At 73.4% G+C, this 18,322-nt stretch carries 14 protein-coding genes; 12 read left to right on the top strand and 2 right to left on the bottom strand.

The annotated features are described in order from the left end of the window. Positions 1–21: 21 nt before the first annotated feature. Positions 22–1,041 (top strand): thiamine-phosphate kinase, encoded by a 1,020-nt coding sequence (thiL, locus tag ACIOSR_RS03360; protein WP_402751835.1) that lies wholly within the window; start codon positions 22–24, stop codon positions 1,039–1,041. A gap of 28 nt (positions 1,042–1,069) precedes the next feature. Here thiL and rsmD read toward each other — a convergent pair whose 3' ends face one another. After that, positions 1,070–1,645, bottom strand: a complete 576-nt coding sequence (gene rsmD / locus ACIOSR_RS03355) for a 16S rRNA (guanine(966)-N(2))-methyltransferase RsmD (protein ID WP_173151107.1) — start codon at positions 1,643–1,645, stop codon at positions 1,070–1,072. Positions 1,646–1,795: 150 nt separating this feature from the next. Between rsmD and ACIOSR_RS03350 the strand changes: the two genes are divergently transcribed. The 11 genes from ACIOSR_RS03350 to ACIOSR_RS03300 all read left to right on the top strand — a co-directional run bounded on the left by ACIOSR_RS03350 (position 1,796) and on the right by ACIOSR_RS03300 (position 17,574). Then, the gene (locus tag ACIOSR_RS03350; RefSeq protein WP_159826261.1) at positions 1,796–3,502 is read left to right on the top strand and encodes an acyl-CoA dehydrogenase family protein; all 1,707 of its coding nucleotides are present in this window, start codon (positions 1,796–1,798) and stop codon (positions 3,500–3,502) included. Between the two features lie 61 nt (positions 3,503–3,563). Further along, positions 3,564–5,774 carry an ATP-dependent DNA helicase RecG gene (locus ACIOSR_RS03345; RefSeq protein ID WP_402751834.1) on the top strand — a complete coding sequence of 737 codons (2,211 nt, stop codon included), beginning with the start codon at positions 3,564–3,566 and terminating at the stop codon, positions 5,772–5,774. Between the two features lie 81 nt (positions 5,775–5,855). After that, positions 5,856–6,338 (top strand): pantetheine-phosphate adenylyltransferase, encoded by a 483-nt coding sequence (coaD, locus tag ACIOSR_RS03340; RefSeq protein ID WP_056046215.1) that lies wholly within the window; start codon positions 5,856–5,858, stop codon positions 6,336–6,338. 29 nt (positions 6,339–6,367) lie between these two features. Further along, positions 6,368–7,399 carry a MoxR family ATPase gene (locus ACIOSR_RS03335; protein WP_369794384.1) on the top strand — a complete coding sequence of 344 codons (1,032 nt, stop codon included), beginning with the start codon at positions 6,368–6,370 and terminating at the stop codon, positions 7,397–7,399. 2 nt (positions 7,400–7,401) lie between these two features. Beyond that, a complete protein-coding gene (locus ACIOSR_RS03330) occupies positions 7,402–8,730 on the top strand; it encodes a DUF58 domain-containing protein (protein WP_402751833.1) in 1,329 nt (442 codons plus the stop codon). Then, positions 8,723–11,038, top strand: a complete 2,316-nt coding sequence (locus ACIOSR_RS03325; protein WP_402751832.1) for a transglutaminaseTgpA domain-containing protein — start codon at positions 8,723–8,725, stop codon at positions 11,036–11,038. The genes ACIOSR_RS03330 and ACIOSR_RS03325 overlap by 8 nt, the downstream gene beginning before the upstream one ends. A 77-nt stretch (positions 11,039–11,115) precedes the next feature. Further along, positions 11,116–11,637: a DUF177 domain-containing protein gene (locus tag ACIOSR_RS03320; RefSeq protein WP_082452364.1), complete on the top strand. Its 522-nt coding sequence runs from the start codon at positions 11,116–11,118 to the stop codon at positions 11,635–11,637. 71 nt (positions 11,638–11,708) lie between these two features. Next, positions 11,709–11,912, top strand: a complete 204-nt coding sequence (rpmF, locus tag ACIOSR_RS03315; protein ID WP_043593937.1) for a 50S ribosomal protein L32 — start codon at positions 11,709–11,711, stop codon at positions 11,910–11,912. 37 nt (positions 11,913–11,949) lie between these two features. After that, a complete protein-coding gene (gene rnc, locus ACIOSR_RS03310) occupies positions 11,950–12,702 on the top strand; it encodes a ribonuclease III (protein ID WP_056046210.1) in 753 nt (250 codons plus the stop codon). A 2-nt stretch (positions 12,703–12,704) separates the two neighbouring features. Next, a complete protein-coding gene (locus tag ACIOSR_RS03305; RefSeq protein ID WP_123570358.1) occupies positions 12,705–13,718 on the top strand; it encodes an Fpg/Nei family DNA glycosylase in 1,014 nt (337 codons plus the stop codon). A 103-nt stretch (positions 13,719–13,821) separates the two neighbouring features. After that, positions 13,822–17,574: a chromosome segregation SMC family protein gene (locus ACIOSR_RS03300; RefSeq protein WP_402751831.1), complete on the top strand. Its 3,753-nt coding sequence runs from the start codon at positions 13,822–13,824 to the stop codon at positions 17,572–17,574. 87 nt (positions 17,575–17,661) lie between these two features. Here ACIOSR_RS03300 and ACIOSR_RS03295 read toward each other — a convergent pair whose 3' ends face one another. Then, complete coding sequence (locus ACIOSR_RS03295) at positions 17,662–18,243, bottom strand: histidine phosphatase family protein (RefSeq protein ID WP_056046205.1); 582 nt, start codon at positions 18,241–18,243, stop codon at positions 17,662–17,664. Positions 18,244–18,322: the final 79 nt, after the last annotated feature.

The following is an 18,322-nucleotide window of genomic DNA, read 5'->3' as shown; positions in this document are numbered from 1 at the left end:
ATCCAGGCTACCGTTCAGCACATGGAACGACGCTCCACGGACCCCCGCCCGGACGACGCCGACACCGTCGAGGGCGTCGGCGAGCTCGCCACCCTCGCCCGCATCCTGCCCCGCCTGCCCCGCGGCGACGACACGCTGCTCGGTCCCGGTGACGACGCCGCCGTCGTCGCGGCGCCCGACGGTCGGTTCGTCGTGACGACCGACCTCATGGTGCACGGCCCCGACTTCCGGCGCGCGTGGTCGACGTCGTACGACCTCGGCTGGAAGGCCGCGGCGTCGAACCTGTCCGACGTCGCGGCGATGGGCGCTCGGCCCACGGCGCTGGTGGTCGCCCTCGCGGTGCCGGGCGACACGGGCGTCACCGAACTCGAGGCCTTCGCGGACGGTCTGCGCGCGGGTTGTTCCGTGATGGCCCCGGGCGCGGGGGTCGTCGGCGGCGACCTCTCGGTGTCGCCGACCTTCACGGTCGCGGTGACGGCGTTCGGTGACCTCGAGGGGCGCACGCCCGTGCGGCGGGACGGGGCGCGCGTCGGCGACGTCGTCGCCGTGTCGGGCGCGCTCGGCCGCTCGGCGCGGGGGCTCGACCTGCTGTTCCGTCTCGGCGTCGACCACGACGGGTCGCCCGACACCGCCGCGGCCGCCGCCCTGCGCGAGCGCGACCCGGACGTCGGCTGGCACCTCGCCCCGACCCCGCCCGTGGCCGACGGCCGTTCGGCGGCGCTGGCGGGGGCGACCGCCATGCTCGACCTGTCGGACGGCCTCGCCCTCGACGCCGGCCGGGTGGCCCGCGCCAGCGGTGTCGTGGTCGACTTGTGTGCCCCTGCCCTCGGCGACGATCCACGGCTCGCGCTCTCGGGTGGTGAGGACCACTCCCTGTTCGCCACGTTCCCGCCCGACGTGGCGTTGCCCGGTGGGTTCCGCGCCGTCGGCACGGTCCGTGACCCGGCAGGAGGCGCGCCCCGCGTCACCGTCGACGGTTCCGAACCCGGCGAGGCCGGCGGGTGGGACCCGTACCGCCTGTGGTCGGGGGCGCAGGGCTGACGAGCCGACCCGCGCCTCCTGCGGGGGGTCAGTCGCGCAGCGCGAACCAGACGGTCGTGTCGCCGTACTGCTTCTTCACGTCGAGGGTGAGGCCCTCGGGCCAGCCCGGTTCGCCGTCGCGCGAGGCGCGCTCGACGACGACGAGGGCCTGATCGTCGAGCGAGGGCAGCAGGGCCGTGAGGTCGGCGGTGAGGTCGGCGGCCGACAACTCGTAGGGCGGGTCGAAGAAGACGAGGTCGACGAGAGCCGAGCCGCCCTCGAGGTAGGACCGCACGGGCTGGGTTACGACGTCGACGCGCGGGGGAGTGCCGCGCGGCGGGCGGGGAGCCCGGGCCAGCACCGACTCGACGTTGCGACGCAGCACCTTCGCGGCGGCCGGGGCCTTCTCGACCAGCACGACCGAGGCGGCTCCTCGCGACGCCGCCTCGAGCCCGAGGCCGCCCGTCCCGGCGTAGAGGTCGAGGACGCGCCGACCCCGGATCTCGTCGCGCGCGTCCAGCGACGAGAACAGCGCCTCGCGGACCCGGTCGCTCGTGGGCCGCGTCCCGACCTTGGGGACGACGAGCGAGAGGTTGTCGGCGAAGCCGGAGATGATGCGGGACATGGGGTCAACCTTGCCAGGTCGGCGCCAGCCACCCGTCGCCCGTCGGGTTCGAGCATCCCGACAACGCGCGACCGTCGACTCCCGCGCCCGGTCGTCGGACCTGCACAACCGAGTTGTCGCCGCCCGCCCGCGTCGGCAGCATCGGGTCCCATGACCAGCGTCGATCGCACCGTGAGGCCCTCGTTCACCAAGTCGCTGTTCGCGGGGCGCATCGCCTCCGAACTCGCCTTCCCGTACCCGCACATGACGGCGGCCGAGAAGTCCCGGGTCGAGACGGTGTCCGCGTCCGCCCGCGAGGTGCTCGCCGGCTACGACCCGCTGAAGGCGGAACGCGAGGGGTGGATCGGCGACGACCTGGTGCGCGAGCTGGGCGAGCGGGGCCTGATGGGACTCTTCGTCGCCGAGGAGTACGGCGGCCTCGGGCTCGGCCAGAGCGCCTACTGCCGCGTGTACGAGGAGTTCGGTCGGGTCGACGGCACCCTGGCCACGGTGATGGGGGTGCACCAGTCGATCGGCACCAAGCCGCTGCACCTCTTCGGCACCGACGACCAGAAGGCCCGCTGGCTGCCCGACCTGGCGAGCGGCCGCAAGCTCGCGGCGTTCGTGCTCACCGAGCCGAACGTGGGCAGCGACGCCTACGCGCTCGAGACCCGCGCCGAGCGGCAGAGCGACGGCAGCTGGCTGCTGAACGGAGAGAAGCGGTGGATCGGCAACGGCGACAAGGACGTCCTGACGGTCTTCGCGCAGAGCGACCTCGGGCACGTCGCGCTCATCGTCGAGAAGGGCATGGAGGGGCTGAGCGCCGGCCCGCGGTTCGAGACGCACGGCCTCAAGGCCAACCACCTGCAGCGGGTGCACTTCAAGGACGTGCGCGTGCCCGCCGAGAACCTGCTGGGCGAGCCCGGTGACGGCTTCCGCATCGCCGTCAACACGCTCAACAACGGTCGCATGTCGATGGGCACGGCCATCGCGGGCGGCATGAAGCGGTTCCTCGAGCTGAGCCTCGAGCACACGGAGGCGCGGCACCAGTTCGGCAGACCGCTCGCGGACTTCGAGATGGTCGGCGACAAGCTCGCGTGGATGACCCAGCAGATCTACGGCGTCGAATCGATGTCGTACCTGACCACGGGCCTCGTCGACCGCGGCGACACCGACTTCGCCCTGGAGTCCGCCCTGACCAAGGTCGCGGCGAGCGACACCGGCTGGTACGCCCTCAACCGGGCCGTCCAGCTGCACGGCGGCGAGGCGTACATGGAAGGTCACCCGCTGTCGAAGGCCCTGCGCGACTTCCGGATCTTCCCGATCTTCGAGGGGGCCAACGACGTCCTCCGCGCGTTCGTCGCCCTCAACGGGCTCAAGACCCTCAGCGAGGAGCTGCCCGACGTGGCGTCGCTCCGCATCGGCGACCCCGGGCGGGCGCTCGGGGTACTCGCGCCGTACGTCGCCGGCCGCGTCCAGCGCCGCATCCGGCCCGAACGGCCGGTCGGGGTCCATCCCGCGCTCGCCAAGCAGGCCGCCGAGCTCGGCGACCAGGTCTCGCGGCTGCGCGAGCGCACCGAGGGCGCCCTCCGCAAGCACGGCAAGAAGGTGCAGGAGAAGCAGCTCGTGCAGAAGCGCCTCGCCGACGCGGCGAGCGGCATCTACGCGCAGACGGCCGTCCTGTCGCGGGCCTCGACGGCCCTCCAGGAGGCGCGGGCCGACTCCGACGCGGAGCGTCACCTCGCCGTCGGCTTCTGCAAGCAGTCGGCGCGCGGGGTGGGGCGGCAGCTGAGGGCCCTCGAGGTCAACGACGACGGGCACGGGGCCGACCTCGCGAAGGCGACCCGCGCCTCCGGCGGGTACTCCTTCACCCTCTGACGCCGGGCGGCGCGTCCGCCGGGGGCGGGCGCTGTCGGGGGCGCGCGCTAGCGTGGTGTGCGTGCCCGACTCACCCCTCGACGCGTCGCTGGCCGGGGCCCTCGGCGGCCGGACGGCCACCGCCCTGCAGAAGGCCTTCGGCCTGCGCACGGTCGGCGACCTGCTGACGCACTTCCCTCGGCGCTACGCCCGTCGGGGCGAGCTCACGGCCCTCGACCAGCTGCCGCTCGGCGAGTCCGTCACCATCGTCGCCCAGGTGCTCGACGTCCGCGAACGCACGATGCGGGCCCGGCGCGGGTCGATCCTCGAGGTGCGCATCGGCGACGGCCAGGGCATCCTCACGCTCACCTTCTTCAACCAGGCCTGGCGGGCGAAGGACCTCGTGCCCGGCGCCCGCGGCATCTTCGCGGGCAAGGTCGGCGACTACCGGGGGCTCCGTCAGCTCGCGCACCCCGACTACGAGCTCTTCGACGCCTCGCACGAGGCCGTCGCCGGGGTCGGCGACCAGCAGGCCCAGAAGTGGGCGAAGCAGCCCATCCCGATCTACCCGGCCAGCGCCTCCGTGGCGTCCTGGCAGGTGCAGAAGTCGGTCGAGGTGCTGCTCGACGGACTGCCGCCGATCGACGACGCGGTGCCGGCGTCGGTCCGGTCCGAGCTCGACCTCATGCCCGTGTCCGAGGCGTACGAGCGCATCCACCGGCCCGAGAGCGATCGTGACCACCTCACGGCTCGTGACACCCTGCGGTTCGACGAGGCCTTCGTACTGCAGAGCGCGCTGCTCCAACAGCGGGCCCTCGTGCGTCGATCGGCCGCGACCCCCCGTCGTGCGGCCGCCGACGGCCTGCTCGCCGCCTTCGACGCGGCCCTGCCGTTCGAGCGGACGGGTGACCAGCGCCTGGTCGGCGACGAGATCACCCGCGACCTCGAGGCCGAGGTGCCCATGAACCGCCTCGTGCAGGGCGAGGTCGGCTCGGGCAAGACCCTCGTCGCCCTCCGGGCGATGCTCGCCGTGGCCGAGAGCGGTGGCCAGTCGGCCCTGCTGGCTCCGACCGAGGTGCTCGCGGCCCAGCACCTGCGGTCGATCACGGCCACCCTCGGGCCCGACCTCGCCGCCCGACTGCGCCCGACCCTGCTGACCGGCCAGATGACGGTGGCCCAGCGCAAGAAGGCCCTGCTCTCCATCGTCAGCGGGCAGGCGCACGTCGTGGTGGGCACCCACGCACTGATCAGCGAGGCCGTCGAGTTCTTCGACCTCGGCCTCGTCGTCGTCGACGAGCAGCACCGCTTCGGCGTCGACCAACGCGAGGCGCTCCGCAAGAAGGGCGCCACGCCGCCGCACGTGCTCGTCCTCACGGCGACGCCGATCCCGCGCACCGTGGCCATGACGGTCTTCGGCGACCTCGACGTCTCGACCATCGCCGAGCTGCCGAAGGGCCGTCAGCCGATCGAGTCGTTCGTCGTCCCCCTCGCCGACCACCCGACCTGGGGCGGCCGCATCTGGCAACGCTCGGCCGAAGAGGTCGCGAAGGGGCGACAGGTCTTCGTCGTGTGCCCGGCGATCGACGCGGTGACGGCCGAACCGGGTGACCCGCCCGACGCCGAGGTCGCGCCCGGTGACGACCCCGACGGCGCCGAGCCCTCCGACGCACCGGCACCGGAACGCGCCAGCGTCGAGGGGGTCATGGCCCGGGTCCCCACCATCCCCGTGCTGCAGGGCCTGCGGGTCGAGCCCCTGCACGGCCGCATGTCGTCCGACGAGAAGGACGACGTCATGCGCCGCTTCGCGGCCGGCGACATCGACGTCCTCGTCGCGACGACGGTCGTCGAGGTGGGGGTCGACGTGCCGAACGCCTCGACCATGGTCGTGCTCGACGCCGACCGCTTCGGCGTCTCGCAGCTCCACCAGCTGCGCGGCCGCGTCGGCCGTGGCGGCCACCCGGGCCTCTGCCTGCTCGTCACCCACGCGGCGGCCGACACCGTGGCCCGCGAGCGGGTCGACGCGGTCGCGGCCACGCTCGACGGCTTCGAACTCGCGCAGGTCGACCTCGACCTGCGCCGAGAGGGCGACGTGCTCGGCAACCTCCAGTCGGGCGGCCGCTCGTCGCTCCGGCTGCTGAGGGTCGCCCGCGACGGCGACCTCATCGGACTCGCCCGCGAGCACGCGGCCGAGGTCCTCGACGCCGATCCCCGCCTGGTCGACCACCCCGCCCTCGCCGCCGCCATCGCGCGGCGCCTCGACGACCGGGGCCGCGAGGCCATGGGCAAGAACTGAGCCGGTGGTGACGCGTGACGCGTCCTCGACCCGGTCCTCGCCCTGGGCATCCGTCCGGGGTCGGCGGGCTACAGTGACCGGATGAGCAGGATCGCCGTCGTCCCGGGTTCGTTCGACCCGGTGACCCTCGGTCACGTGGACGTGATCGCCCGGGCCGCCAACATCTTCGACGAGGTCCACGTCCTCGTGGTGCACAACCCCGAGAAGAGCGCGTTGTTGCCCCTGGCGCAGCGGGTCTCGTTGCTCACCGAGTCGCTCCGGGCGGCGGGGCTGCCCGACACCGTCACGGTGCACAGCTGGAGCGTCGGGTTGCTCGTCGACTACTGCACCGAGGTCGGGGCGAGCGTGCTCGTCAAGGGCATCCGCTCGCAGGTCGACGTCGCCTACGAGACCCCGATGGCGATCATGAACCGCAGTCTGGCCGGTGTCGAGACCGTCTTCTTGCTGCCCGATCCCGCCCACGCGCACGTGTCGAGCTCGCTGGTGCGACAGGTGGCCTCGCTCGGCGGCGACGTGTCGCCCTACGTGCCGGCGGCCGTCGCCGCCTACCTCAGCACGACCTGACCCCGACCCCACCCGACGAGGACGCCGCGATGACCACGACCAACGACCCCACCGTCGAGCCCGCCGCCGTCCGGGCGGCCGGCTCCGGTCCCACGATGTCGCTCGACGAGGTCCAGCAGCGGGCACGGGGCGTCCTCGAGGCCGTGGCCACCGTCATCGACGGCAAGGACGGCGCCATCTCGACGGCGCTGACCGTGTTGCTCGCCGAGGGCCACCTGCTGATCGAGGACGTCCCCGGCGTCGGCAAGACCCAGCTCGCCCGAGCGCTCGCCAAGGCCGTCGACGCGACCGTGACCCGCATCCAGTTCACCCCCGACCTGCTGCCGAGCGACATCACGGGCGTCTCGGTCTACGACCGGCAGAGCGGCGGCTTCGAGTTCAAGCCCGGTCCGGTCTTCGCCAACGTCGTCATCGGCGACGAGATCAACCGTGCCTCGCCGAAGACGCAGTCGGCGCTGCTCGAGAGCCTCGAAGAGCGCCAGGTGACGGTCGACGGCATCACGCATCCCCTCCCGTCGCCCTTCCTCGTCGTGGCGACGCAGAACCCCGTCGAGATGGAGGGCACCTACAACCTGCCCGAGGCCCAGCGCGACCGGTTCATGGCCCGCATCTCGCTGGGGTACCCGGACGCCCGCAGCGAGCTGCGCATGCTGCAGCAACGCGAGCGGGTCAGCCCTCTCGACACCCTGCGCCCGCTGGTGTCGCTCGACGAGCTCACGCGCATGATCGCCGCCGTCCGCACCGTCTACACCGCCCAGGCCGTCGAGGAGTACGCCGTGCGGATCGTCCAGGCGACCCGGGTCCACCCCGACGTGCGGCTCGGGGCCAGTCCCCGCGCGACCCTGCAGCTCATGCGCGCGGCGAAGTCCTGGGCCGCGCTCAACGGCCGCGGCTACGTGGTCCCCGACGACGTCGACGCCCTCTCCGGTCCCGTCCTCGGTCACCGGGTGATCCTCGCCGGTCGAGCCGGTGCCGGTGCCGCCTCGGCGGCCTACGACCTCGTGGCCGAGATCGTCGAGCAGACCGCCGTCCCGCTCGGCGACGCGGCCGACGCGCGCTGAGCATGGGACGGGGTGGGGTCCCCAGGCCGACCGGCCGTGGCGTCGGCGTGCTCGCCGCCGGGGTGCTGGTCGTGCTCGTGGGCTGGCTGCTCCAGGCCCCCGCCCTCGTCTTCGCCGGCACGACCCTGGTCGTGCTCATCGTGGCCGTCACGATCTCCTTGCTGTTCCGCACGGCCGACGTGCGGGTCACCCGTCGCTTCACTCCCGACCGGGGCGTCGCGGGGTGGTCCGCCGTCGAGACGGTCGCGGTCCTCCCTCGTGGGGGGCGGACCTCCGGCACCGTGCGGGTCCGCGAGCAGCTGCCGTTCGGACGACTGTCCGACGCCGAGGCCGCAGCCGTCCTGTTGGTGCCGGGCCGCGCCTCCTCGGCGGTCTTCCGCCACCACGACCTGCCGCGCGGCCGACACCGCATCGGCCCGCTGCACGTCGACCTCGTCGAGTCGTACGGCGTGGCCCGTCGACGGGTCGTGGCCTCCGGCGTGGCGGAGTTCGTCGTGGTGCCCGAGGTCGTCGAGGTGGGACTCGGCCGCGAGTCCCGTGCGCTGGGCGACGGGTCGAGGCGTCAGCGCGAGCACAGCCTGGCCGGCGGCGAGGACGATCCGGTCACCCGCGAGTACCGCCGGGGCGATCCGATGCGACGGGTGCACTGGAAGGCCACGGCGCGGCACGGCGAGCTCATGGTGCGGCAAGAAGAGCAGCACGGCCTGCCGAGTGCGCGGGTCGTCATCGCCGTCGCGGCCGAGGGATGGCCGGACGCCCGTCCGACCCTGCCCCCGACGAGCAGGGTCGGGGTCAGGGCGGCGACGGCCGCGATTCCTCTCGTCAGCGACGCCTTCGAATGGGCGGTGTCGTTCGCCGCGACGGTCGCGGTCGAGGTGGGCCACGCGGGCTCGGCGACCGTGCTGACGACACCCGGCGGCACGCTCGTCGCCCGGCACGATCCCGACTCGACCACGATGTTCCTCGACGACCTCGCCGACCTGCGGCTCGACGACGCGCCCGGGGCGCCCGCTCCGGCCCCGTCACCCCGCGAGCCCGTCGTGGCGGTCGTCTCCGGGCTGGGCCGACCCGACCTCGACCTGCTCGTCGCCTCGAGGGCCCCCGGGTCGTCGGCGGTCGCGGTCGTCGTCACGGCCGCGCTGCCCCTCGGCGCCGGCCTGACCTCGCGACCCACCCGCCCCGCCGACGGTCGTGCTCGGGCCGACGACCGCGTGCTGGCCCCCGACGAGGTCGCCGGTGCGCTGCGCGACTCGGGCTGGCGGGTCGTCGAGACCGACTCGAGCGTCGACGTCGGCCGCCTGATCACGACGTCGGGAGTCCTCGATGACTGAGTCGCCGACCCGCACGGGGTTCTTCGGTGCCGAGCCCACGGGCGCCGTCCGCGGGCAGACCACGGCCCTGCTCTGGCTCGTGCTCGTCCTGTCGCTCGCGAGCCTGCACCCCGTCTTCGTCGGGATCGGCTGGTGGGTGGCCGGGGCCGTGGTGGCCGCCGTCGTGCTGGGCGGTTCCCTCGTCGTGCGGGCGCTGGGGGGCGCCTCCTGGCTGGGCGTCGTCGGTGGAGCGGTGCTGGGCGCCCTCGTCACGACGGCCTTCGCCTCGGGCGGCACGGCCCTGCTGGGCGTCGTGCCGACGGGGGCCACCTTCGCGCGCCTCCCCGAGCTGTCCGCGCAGGCGAACGCGGCGATCGTCGAGGGCTCGGCCCCCGTCGAGGTCAACGACGGCCTGCTGGTCACGGTCGCCCTCTCGGTGCTCGTCGTCGCCGTCGTCACCGACCTGTTGTCGTCGGTGGGGCAGCTGCCGGTCGTGACCGGGGTCTTCCCCGCCCTCGTGCTGGCGGTGCCGACCTTCGTCCCGGGCGTCGTCACGAGCTGGCCCTGGGTGGTGGCCACCGTGCTGGCCTTCCTGGTGCTGCTGATGGTGTCCACCGGCCGACGACCCTCGCGCGCCGGCCTCGTCGGAGCCGCCGCGTCGGTCGCCGTGGCGGGGTTGCTGACGGCCGTCGTCCCGCTCACGGGCGTGGCTCCGTTGACCGGTTCGGGCACTGGGACCGGACTCGCGACCGGCGTCAACCCGATCATCGACCTCGGCGACGACCTCCGGCGGGGGGCTCCGGTCACCGTCCTGTCGTACCGGACCGACGACCCGCAGGGCAACTACCTCAAGCTCGTCGACCTCGTCGACTTCTCGGGCCGCACCTGGAGCCCCGCCGACGTGCCGCTCGACCCGCTCAACACGCTCGACGCGCTGCCCGACGCTCCCGGCATCGACCCCGGCACCGCTCGACGCGACGTCACGACCGACGTCACGATCGGGGCGCTCCGCAGCCCGTACCTGCCCGTGCCGGTGCCGCCCGCGACCATCGAGGGTCTGGACGACGGGTGGCGGTTCGTCGACGAGAGCGGCGTCACCGTCCGCAGCGATTCCGAGGGCACGCAGGGCCTCGAGTACGAGGTGACGAGCCGGCCCGTCGATCCCAGCCCCGAGCAGGTCGTCGCCTCGCTCGACGACACGGGGCCCGACATGGCGCCCTATCTCTCGGTGGACGAGGTGCCGCAGTCCGTCACCGACCTCGCGGCGCAGGTGACGGCCGGTTCCGCGAACCCCTTCGACGCGGCCGTCGAGCTGCAAGACTTCTTCCGCGACGGCGACTTCACCTACTCGGAGGACACCCCGGTCGAGCGCGGCTACGACGGCAGCGGCCTCGACGCGATCGAGACGTTCCTGCAGGTCCGCAGCGGGTACTGCGTGCACTTCGCCTCGGCGATGGCCGTCATGGCGCGGACGCTGGGCATCCCGTCGCGGGTGGCCGTGGGCTTCCTGCCGGGCGACCTGCAGGGCGTCGGCGACGACGCCGCGTTCCGGGTCAGCAGCGACGACCTGCACACCTGGCCCGAGCTGTACTTCGCCGGACTCGGGTGGGTCCCCTTCGAGCCGACCGTCGGCCTCGGCGCACCGCAGCAGTACCTGCAGCAGACCGGCGTCGAACCGAGCGACGTCCCGAGCGACGACGCCAGCACCGCGCCCGACGCGAGCACGGCACCCTCGGCGTCGGCCGCCCCGACGAGCGCGGCCCCGGGCGCGAGTGCCACGCCGACGTCCACCGCCTCCGGCCAGGGAGCCGGCGGCGGTCCCGTGCCGACGATCGCCCTGTCGGTGCTCGCGGCGCTCGCGCTGGCGGCCCTCGTCGTCCCCTCGGGGCTGCGGGCCGGTCGCCGTCGCCGCCGCCTGTCGGCGTCGCCTCCCGACCTGGCCCTGCACGCCTGGCACGAGGTGGTCGACACCGCTCGGGACCTCGGCGTCCCGGTGACGGCCGCGATGACCCCTCCGGCCGTCGCCGACCTGCTGGCGCAGCGACTCGCGGCTCTCGGCGACGGTGCCGCGGCGACGGCCTCACCGGCACCGTCCGCCGGCCGGACGGCCACGGCCCAGGAGGCGCGGGCCGCGTCCGTCGCGCTGCTGGACGCCCTGCAGGCCGAGCGCTTCGGAGCCGAACCGGCCGCCCGACAGGTGCAGGAGGACGCGCGTCGGGTCATCGCCGGGCTCCGTGCCTCCTCGTCCGTGGGGCAGCGTCTCACCGCCACGATCGCGCCGCGGTCGCTCGTCAGGGGCACGGAGGCGGCGTCCGGCTCGACGGCGTAAACTCTTCGTTCGTGCCTCATTTCACCCAGACCCCCTACACCGTCCCGGTGTTCGACCTCGTGCACCGTCCGGGCGAGATGCGCGAGCACGAGCTCGACGTCGTCGTGCCCGAGAAACTCGGCGAGGGCCAGATCTCGGTGCCGAAGGGTGCCGAGATCGCGATCGACGTCAAGCTCGAGGGGCTGCACGACGGCATCCTGGTGTCCGCACACGTGTCGGGCACGGCGGTCGGCGAGTGCAGCCGGTGCCTCCGTGACATCTCCGAGCCCGTCGAAGTCGATTTCGCCGAGCTTTTCGCGTACGATGTCGACGAAGCTTTTGACTATCAGGTTCAAGACGATCACGTGGATCTTGAACCCGTGGTCAGAGACGCAGTGGTTCTGTCACTGCCCTTCCAGCCGGTCTGTCGGCCGGATTGTCCGGGCCTCGACCCCGAAACGGGCGAGCGCGTGGACGACATCCCCGACTACCAGCCCCGCGAGATCGCCGACCCCCGCTGGTCGGCACTGGCAGGGTTCCAGGCTGAATCGGCACCCGCCGACGGCACGTCACAGGGCACCGGTCACGACGACCAGCGCCCGGCCGACGAGCAGCACTGAACACCACCGCGTCACCCACCATCGTCAGACCCAGGCACCCGCGAGGGTGCCGACAGAGAGAAGAGAAACCCATGGCCGTCCCGAAGCGCAAGCAGTCACGCTCCAACACGCACGCTCGTCGTTCGCAGTGGAAGGCCACGCCGGTCCAGCTCGTCAAGACGATCGAGAACGGCAAGGTCACCTACAGCCTCCCGCACCGTGCCAAGGTCGTCGAGGACAGCGCCGGCACCGCCCTGTACATGGAGTACAAGGGCCGCAAGGTCGCCGACGTCTGATCACCGACGTGAACCCGTCCACCCTCGCGGTGAGCGCATGAGTCAGCCCGAGTCGAGCCCTGGTGCCGACCGGGCTGTTCTCTTGTCCCGACTGCAGATCGAGCTCAGCGACGACCTGATCGACCAGGCGCTGACCCACCGGTCGTACTCGTACGAGCACGGCGGCGTGGGCAACAACGAGCGCCTCGAGTTCCTCGGCGACTCGATCCTGGGCCAGGCCGTCACGGTCATGCTCTTCACCGAGAACCCCGACCTCGACGAGGGCGACCTCGCCAAGCGTCGGGCCAGCCTGGTCAGCACCGTCGCCCTGGCCGAGGTGGCGCGGATCATCGGCCTCGGCCCGCACCTGCGCCTCGGTCGCGGCGAAGAGCTGACCGGTGGTCGCGACAAGCACTCGATCCTGGCCGACACGGTCGAGGCCATCATCGGGGCGACCTACCTCGAGGCCGGCGGTGAAGCCGCCACGGCGCTCGTGCTGCGTCTCGTGGCTCCTCTGCTGGTCGACCCGGATCGCTTCGGCGCCGCGATGGACCCCAAGACCAGCCTGCAAGAACTAGCAGCGACCCTCGGCAGGGGCATGCCCTCGTACTCGGTGACCGACAGTGGGCCCGACCACGACAAACGGTTCCACGCCGTCGTCGCCCTGGGCGACGACCAGGGAGTCGCCGAGGGGTCCGGCAGCAGCAAGAAGCAGGCCGAGATGGCCGCCGCCCTCGGGGCGTGGACGTCCCTCAACGCGTCGGCTGCCGGCGTCGCCGCCGCCCGTCGGGCCGCCGCCTCCGTCGACTGACCGTGCCCGAACTGCCCGAGGTCGAGGTCGTCCGTGCCGGTCTGCACCCGGTGGTGTCCGGCGCCGTGGTGACGGCCGTCGAGGTGCTCGACCAGCGGTCGCTCAAGCGACACCGTGGTCCGAGCGACGACTTCGTCGACCGGCTCGTCGGCGGCACGATCGATTCGGCCGTCCGCCGGGGCAAGTTCCTCTGGTTCCCCTTCGAACCGGTCGAGCGGCACGAGCAGCCCCTGGCCCTGGTCGCGCATCTCGGCATGAGCGGGCAGGTGTTGCTCCGCAGCCGGGATGCCGAGCCCGACCGTCTGATGCGCATCCGGCTCGACGTCGAGAGCCCGTCGCTCGGCCCCGTGCGGCTCGCCTTCGTCGACCAGCGCATCTTCGGCTCGATGGCCCTCGACGAGACGGTGCCCACCCTGGACGGGCGCGCGGCGGGGTTCGCCGGCCCGCGCCTCCTGGGTTCCGACGTCCTGGCCGCGGGGGAGGCCACACCCGGCACCACGACCGCCACGACGACCGTCGGCACCGACGCCGACCCGGCCGCCTGGGTGCGCCGCGTCCCGCAGCAGGTCTCGCACATCGCGCGCGACCCGCTCGACCCGGCCTTCGACGAAGCGCGGGTGATCACCCGTCTGCTGGACCGCCGCACGGCGGTGAAGCGGGCGCTCCTCGACCAGGGTCTGCTGAGCGGGGTGGGCAACATCTACGCCGACGAGAGCCTCTGGGCCGCGCGGGTGCACCCCGAACAGCCCACCGAGTCGTTGTCGAGGGCTCGGGCGCGGGTGCTGCTGGCCGAGGTGCGGGTCGTGCTGCTCAAGGCCCTCGGCGAGGGGGGCACGAGCTTCGACGCCCAGTACGTCAACGTCAACGGCCAGTCGGGCTATTTCAGCCACAGCCTCGCCGCGTACGGGCAGCAGGGGCGTCCGTGCCCACGGTGCGGCACGCTCATCGTGCGCGAGGCCTTCATGAACCGGTCGAGTCACTTCTGCCCCCGCTGCCAGCGAGTGCGCACGCGCTGAACCCCGACGGCCGAGGGCGTCCGCCTCCCCGGTCCGCGGGGCCTCCGCCCCTATCCTTGAGCGCGGGTCACCACCCGTCACGAGTCCCGAGGAGGCGCGGCGCATGTACCTGAAGAGCCTCACGCTCAAGGGCTTCAAGTCGTTCGCCTCCGCGACCACGTTCGCCTTCGAGCCGGGGGTCACCTGCGTCGTCGGCCCGAACGGTTCGGGCAAGAGCAACGTCGTCGACGCCCTCGCCTGGGTGATGGGCGAGCAGGGGGCGAAGAACCTGCGCGGCGGCAAGATGGAGGACGTCATCTTCGCCGGCACGTCGACCCGCGGTCCGCTCGGTCGGGCGCAGGTCGTGCTGACGATCGACAACTCCGACGGGGCCCTGCCCATCGACTACACCGAGGTGACGATCAGTCGGACGCTCTTCCGCAACGGGGGCAGCGAGTACGCCATCAACGGCGAGGGCTGTCGGCTGCTCGACGTGCAAGAGCTCCTCAGCGACTCCGGCCTCGGCCGCGAGATGCACGTCATCGTGGGGCAGGGGCAGCTCGACGCCGTGTTGCGCGCCACTCCCGAGGACCGCCGGGGCTTCGTCGAGGAGGCCGCCGGCATCCTCAAGCACCGTCGTCGCAAGGAGAAGACCCTCCGCAAGCTCGAGGCCATGCAGACGAACCTCACGCGCCTCAGCGACCTCGCAGGCGAGATCCGCCGCCAGCTCAAGCCGCTCGGGCGCCAGGCCGAGATCGCCCGTGAGGCGCAGACCATCGCGGCGGTCGTCCGCGACGCCCGCGCCCGTCTGCTGGCCGACGAGGTCGTCGCCCTCCGCGAGTCGCTCACGGCCCGGTCGAGCAACGAGGCCGAGCGCAAGAGCGAGCGCCTCGTCCTGCAGGGCCGCCTGGACGAGAACAAGCAGCGCGAGCACCGCCTCGAGCAGGCCATGGTCGGCGACGCCGTCGACGAGGCCCGCCGGGTGGTCTTCGGACTCGAATCGGTCCACGAGCGCCTGCGCAGCCTGTCGAGCCTCGCGCAGCAGCGACTCCAGCTGCTGGCCCAGCAGGGGGACCGACCCGCCGTGGCGACCACCGTCAGCTCGGGCATGGTCGCCGACGCCCGCGACGAGGCCGAGCGCCTGCGCGGCGACGTCTCGCAGGCCGAGGCGGCGGTGGGGGAGGCGGGGGCCGACCTGGCCACGGCCCGGGCGTCCCTCGACGCCCTCGACGTCGAGATCCAGGCCCAGAGCGTCCTCGTCTCGCAGCACGACCTCGAGGCCACCCGCCTGCGCGGTGCCCTCGAGGCGGCACGGTCGGGGCTCGCCGCCGTCCGGGGCGAGCAGCTGCGGCAGCGCGCGGCACTCGAGGCCGCCGAGGCGCGTCGCGACGCCGGGCGGGCCGAGTACGCCGAGCTCGAACAGCGGTCCCCGCGGGCCGACGCCGACGGCGTCGACCACGCCGCCGTCCAGGCCGAGGCCGAAGAACAGCTGTCGACCCTCACGGCGAGCATCGACGAGCGGCGCGACCGCCTGCACGAGGCCGAGCGTGAGCGCGACGCCCTCGCGGCCCGCCGCAGTGCGCTCTCGCTGGCCCTCGACCAGAACGACGCCACGGCCGCCCTGGTCGCCGCGGCCCGACCAGGCATCCGCGGCCTGGTGGCCGAGCACGTGCAGGTGAGTCCCGGCTACGAGGCCGCCGTCGCGGCGGCTCTCGGCAGCGTGGTCGACTCGGTGCTGGCCGACGACGTCGAGGCCGCCGTCGATGCGGTCGCGCACGCCACCGAGGCCGAGCTCGGTCGGGTCGAGGTCGTCGTGGCCGAGCCCGAGCGGCCCCGGGCGACGCTCGACGTCGACCTCCCGGCCGGGACCGTCGTCGCCACGGCCGTCGTCACCGCGCCTCCCGGGGTGCTCGGACTGCTGGCCGCCACCGTCGTGGCCGACGACCTCGCGGTCGCTCGCTCGGCCTGGCGGGCACTCGCCGGCCACCCGGTCCCCGTGACCGTCATCACGCGGGCCGGCGAGGTGCTGACCGACTACGTGCTGCGCGGCGGGTCGGGCGTCGAGCGGTCGCGTCTCGAGCTCGTCGCCGAGCGTGATGCGGCCGCCGAGCGGCTCACCGGCGTGGCCACCGAGATCGAGCGGCTCGCTCCCGGGCTCGCCGAGCTCCGGGAACGGCTCGCCATGACGCGCACCCGCGCGAAAGAGGCAGTGGCCGCCGCCCGGGACGAGGAGGCGCGGGTCACCTCCCACGGGCAGCAGCTCGGTCGTCTGCGTGCCCGGGTCGAGGCCGCCGAGGCCGAGGTCGATCGGCTCTCGGTCGCGCTCGACGCGCCGGTCGAGGCCGTCGACGCCGCGAGCCGCGCCGTCGACGCCGCCGAGGCCGCCCACGACGAACACGCCGCCCGCCCGCGTCCGCTGCTCGACGCGTCGGCGCGCGACGGCCTGCTGGCAGAGGTCGAGACGGCGCGCGCCGTCGAGACCGAGCGCCGCATCGCCCTCGAGACCGTCCGCGAACGGGTCCGGGCCGAGATCGCCCGGGCCGAGGCCCTGCAGCGACAACTCGACGAGCAGCGGGCGGCCGCCGAACTCCAGGCCCGTCAGACGGTGGTGCGGCATCGCCAGATGGCCGCCACGTCGTCGGTGCTCGAGGCCCTGCCGCCGACCCTGGACGCCGCGGCCCGGTCGGTGGCCGAGGCGCGCGCGGTCCTGGCGGAGGCCGAGGCGGCCCGGGCCGAGCAGAACACCGAGCTGCAGGCGCTCCGCGGAGCCGAGCGCGAGCTGCGCGACCGGCTCGCCACCGTGACCGAGAGCGTGCACGGCCTCGAGATGGAGATCTACGAGAAGACGCTTCACCTGTCCGGGCTGCTCGAACGGGCCGGCTCCGAGCTCGGCCTCGTCGAGGACGTCCTCGTCGCCGAGTACGGCCCACACGTCCTCGTGCCGAGCGACGACGACGTCGTGACCCGCCCGTCCGTGGACGACGAGGTCGACCTGGTCGACGTCGACGCCGCGGGCGAGGACGGCGCCGCGGGCGAGGACGACGCCGCGGGGGAGGACGACGCCGCGGGGGAGGGCGCTGGCCGTGCCGCCCGGGGAGCCGACGGTGCCGCCGACCTCGACGACGCGACCCTCGCCGGGGCCGCCACCGCGCCTCCTCGGGGCGTGCCCTTCGACCGGGCGACGCAGCAGCGCCGGCTCGCCGTGGCCGAGAAGAAGCTGGCCCGGCTCGGCCGGGTGAACCCCCTGGCCCTCGAGGAGTTCGCGGCGCTCGAGCAGCGCCATCTCTTCCTGACCGAGCAGCTCTCCGACCTGACCGGCACCCGCGCGGACCTGCTGACGATCATCGACGAGATCGACGACAAGATGCAGACCATCTTCGCGAGCGCGTTCGCCGACACCCAGGCCGCCTTCGACCGGGTCTTCCCGATCCTCTTCCCGGGGGGCAGCGGTTCGCTCCACCTGACCGACCCCGACGACCTGCTGGCGACCGGGATCGAGGTGACGGTGAAGCCCGCCGGCAAGAAGATCGAGCGGCTCTCGCTGCTGTCCGGGGGCGAGCGGTCGTTGGCCGCCGTGGCGTTGCTGATCGCGATCTTCAAGGCCCGGCCGAGCCCGTTCTACATCATGGACGAGGTCGAGGCGGCCCTGGACGACGCCAACCTCGGCCGGTTGTTGACGATCTTCGAGGACCTCCGCAAGTCGAGCCAACTGATCGTCATCACGCACCAGAAGCGCACGATGGAGATCGCCGACGCGCTCTACGGCGTCTCGATGCGTCAGGACGGGGTCAGTGCCGTCGTCGGCCAGCGCGTCGTCGCCGAGCGCGGCACCGCCGCGGGCCCCCCGGCCGAGCGCGACATCGCCGACGCCTCCTGAGCCCGGCCCCGACGTGAAACGCAGGAGGCGCGACCTGCGTGGCCGCGCCTCCTGCGTTCTCGTCGCGCCCCGTGGGGCACCGGGGTGTCAGTCGATCGGCGTGTCGACGACCCCGCCGTTGATGCTCAGCACGTGCCAGGCGGTGCCGTCCCACTCGACCGTGTTCGCCGCGGCGTTCTCGATGTGCGGCACCTCGCGACCGAGGATCTCGGCGAGGGTGAACCGGATGATCGTGCCGTGGCAGACGACGACGATGTGGGCGTCGTCACCGTCGAGGGGCAGCCGCGTGTCGCGGATCATCTCGAGGGCGCCGAGGCCGCGGGCCGCGACCGACTCGCGCGGTTCGATGTCGGGGTAGTCCGCGTTCGGCTGGTCGGGGATCGGCGACTCGGGGGTGCGGCCCTCGTGCGACGCGTAGTCGCGCTCGATGAGTTCGTCGTAGGCGTCACCCAGCTCGATGCCCAGTTCGGCGGCGATGATCTCCGCGGTCTCGCGGGCACGCCCGAGCGGCGACGACACGATGGCGCTCCACTCGACGCCGGCCAGCAGGCGAGCCGCCTCGAGGGCCTGGCCGCGGCCCGTGTCGTTCAGGGGGATGTCCGAGGAGCCCTGGAGCTTGTCGGCGAGGTTCCAGTCGGTCTGACCGTGGCGGATGAGTTCGAGGCGCATCGGGGTGTTCCGTTCCGTGGTGCGGCCGCGGGGGGTGCCGCGGGGGAGTGGCGACGGGCGGCCCCGGTGGGGACCGCCC

Origin of the sequence: Frigoribacterium sp. NPDC087798 (genome assembly GCF_044742985.1) — a bacterium.
In the GTDB taxonomy this organism is placed as follows: domain Bacteria; phylum Actinomycetota; class Actinomycetes; order Actinomycetales; family Microbacteriaceae; genus Frigoribacterium.
Note: the sequence above shows the minus strand (reverse complement) of the source record. Positions and strands in the feature narration are given on the sequence as shown.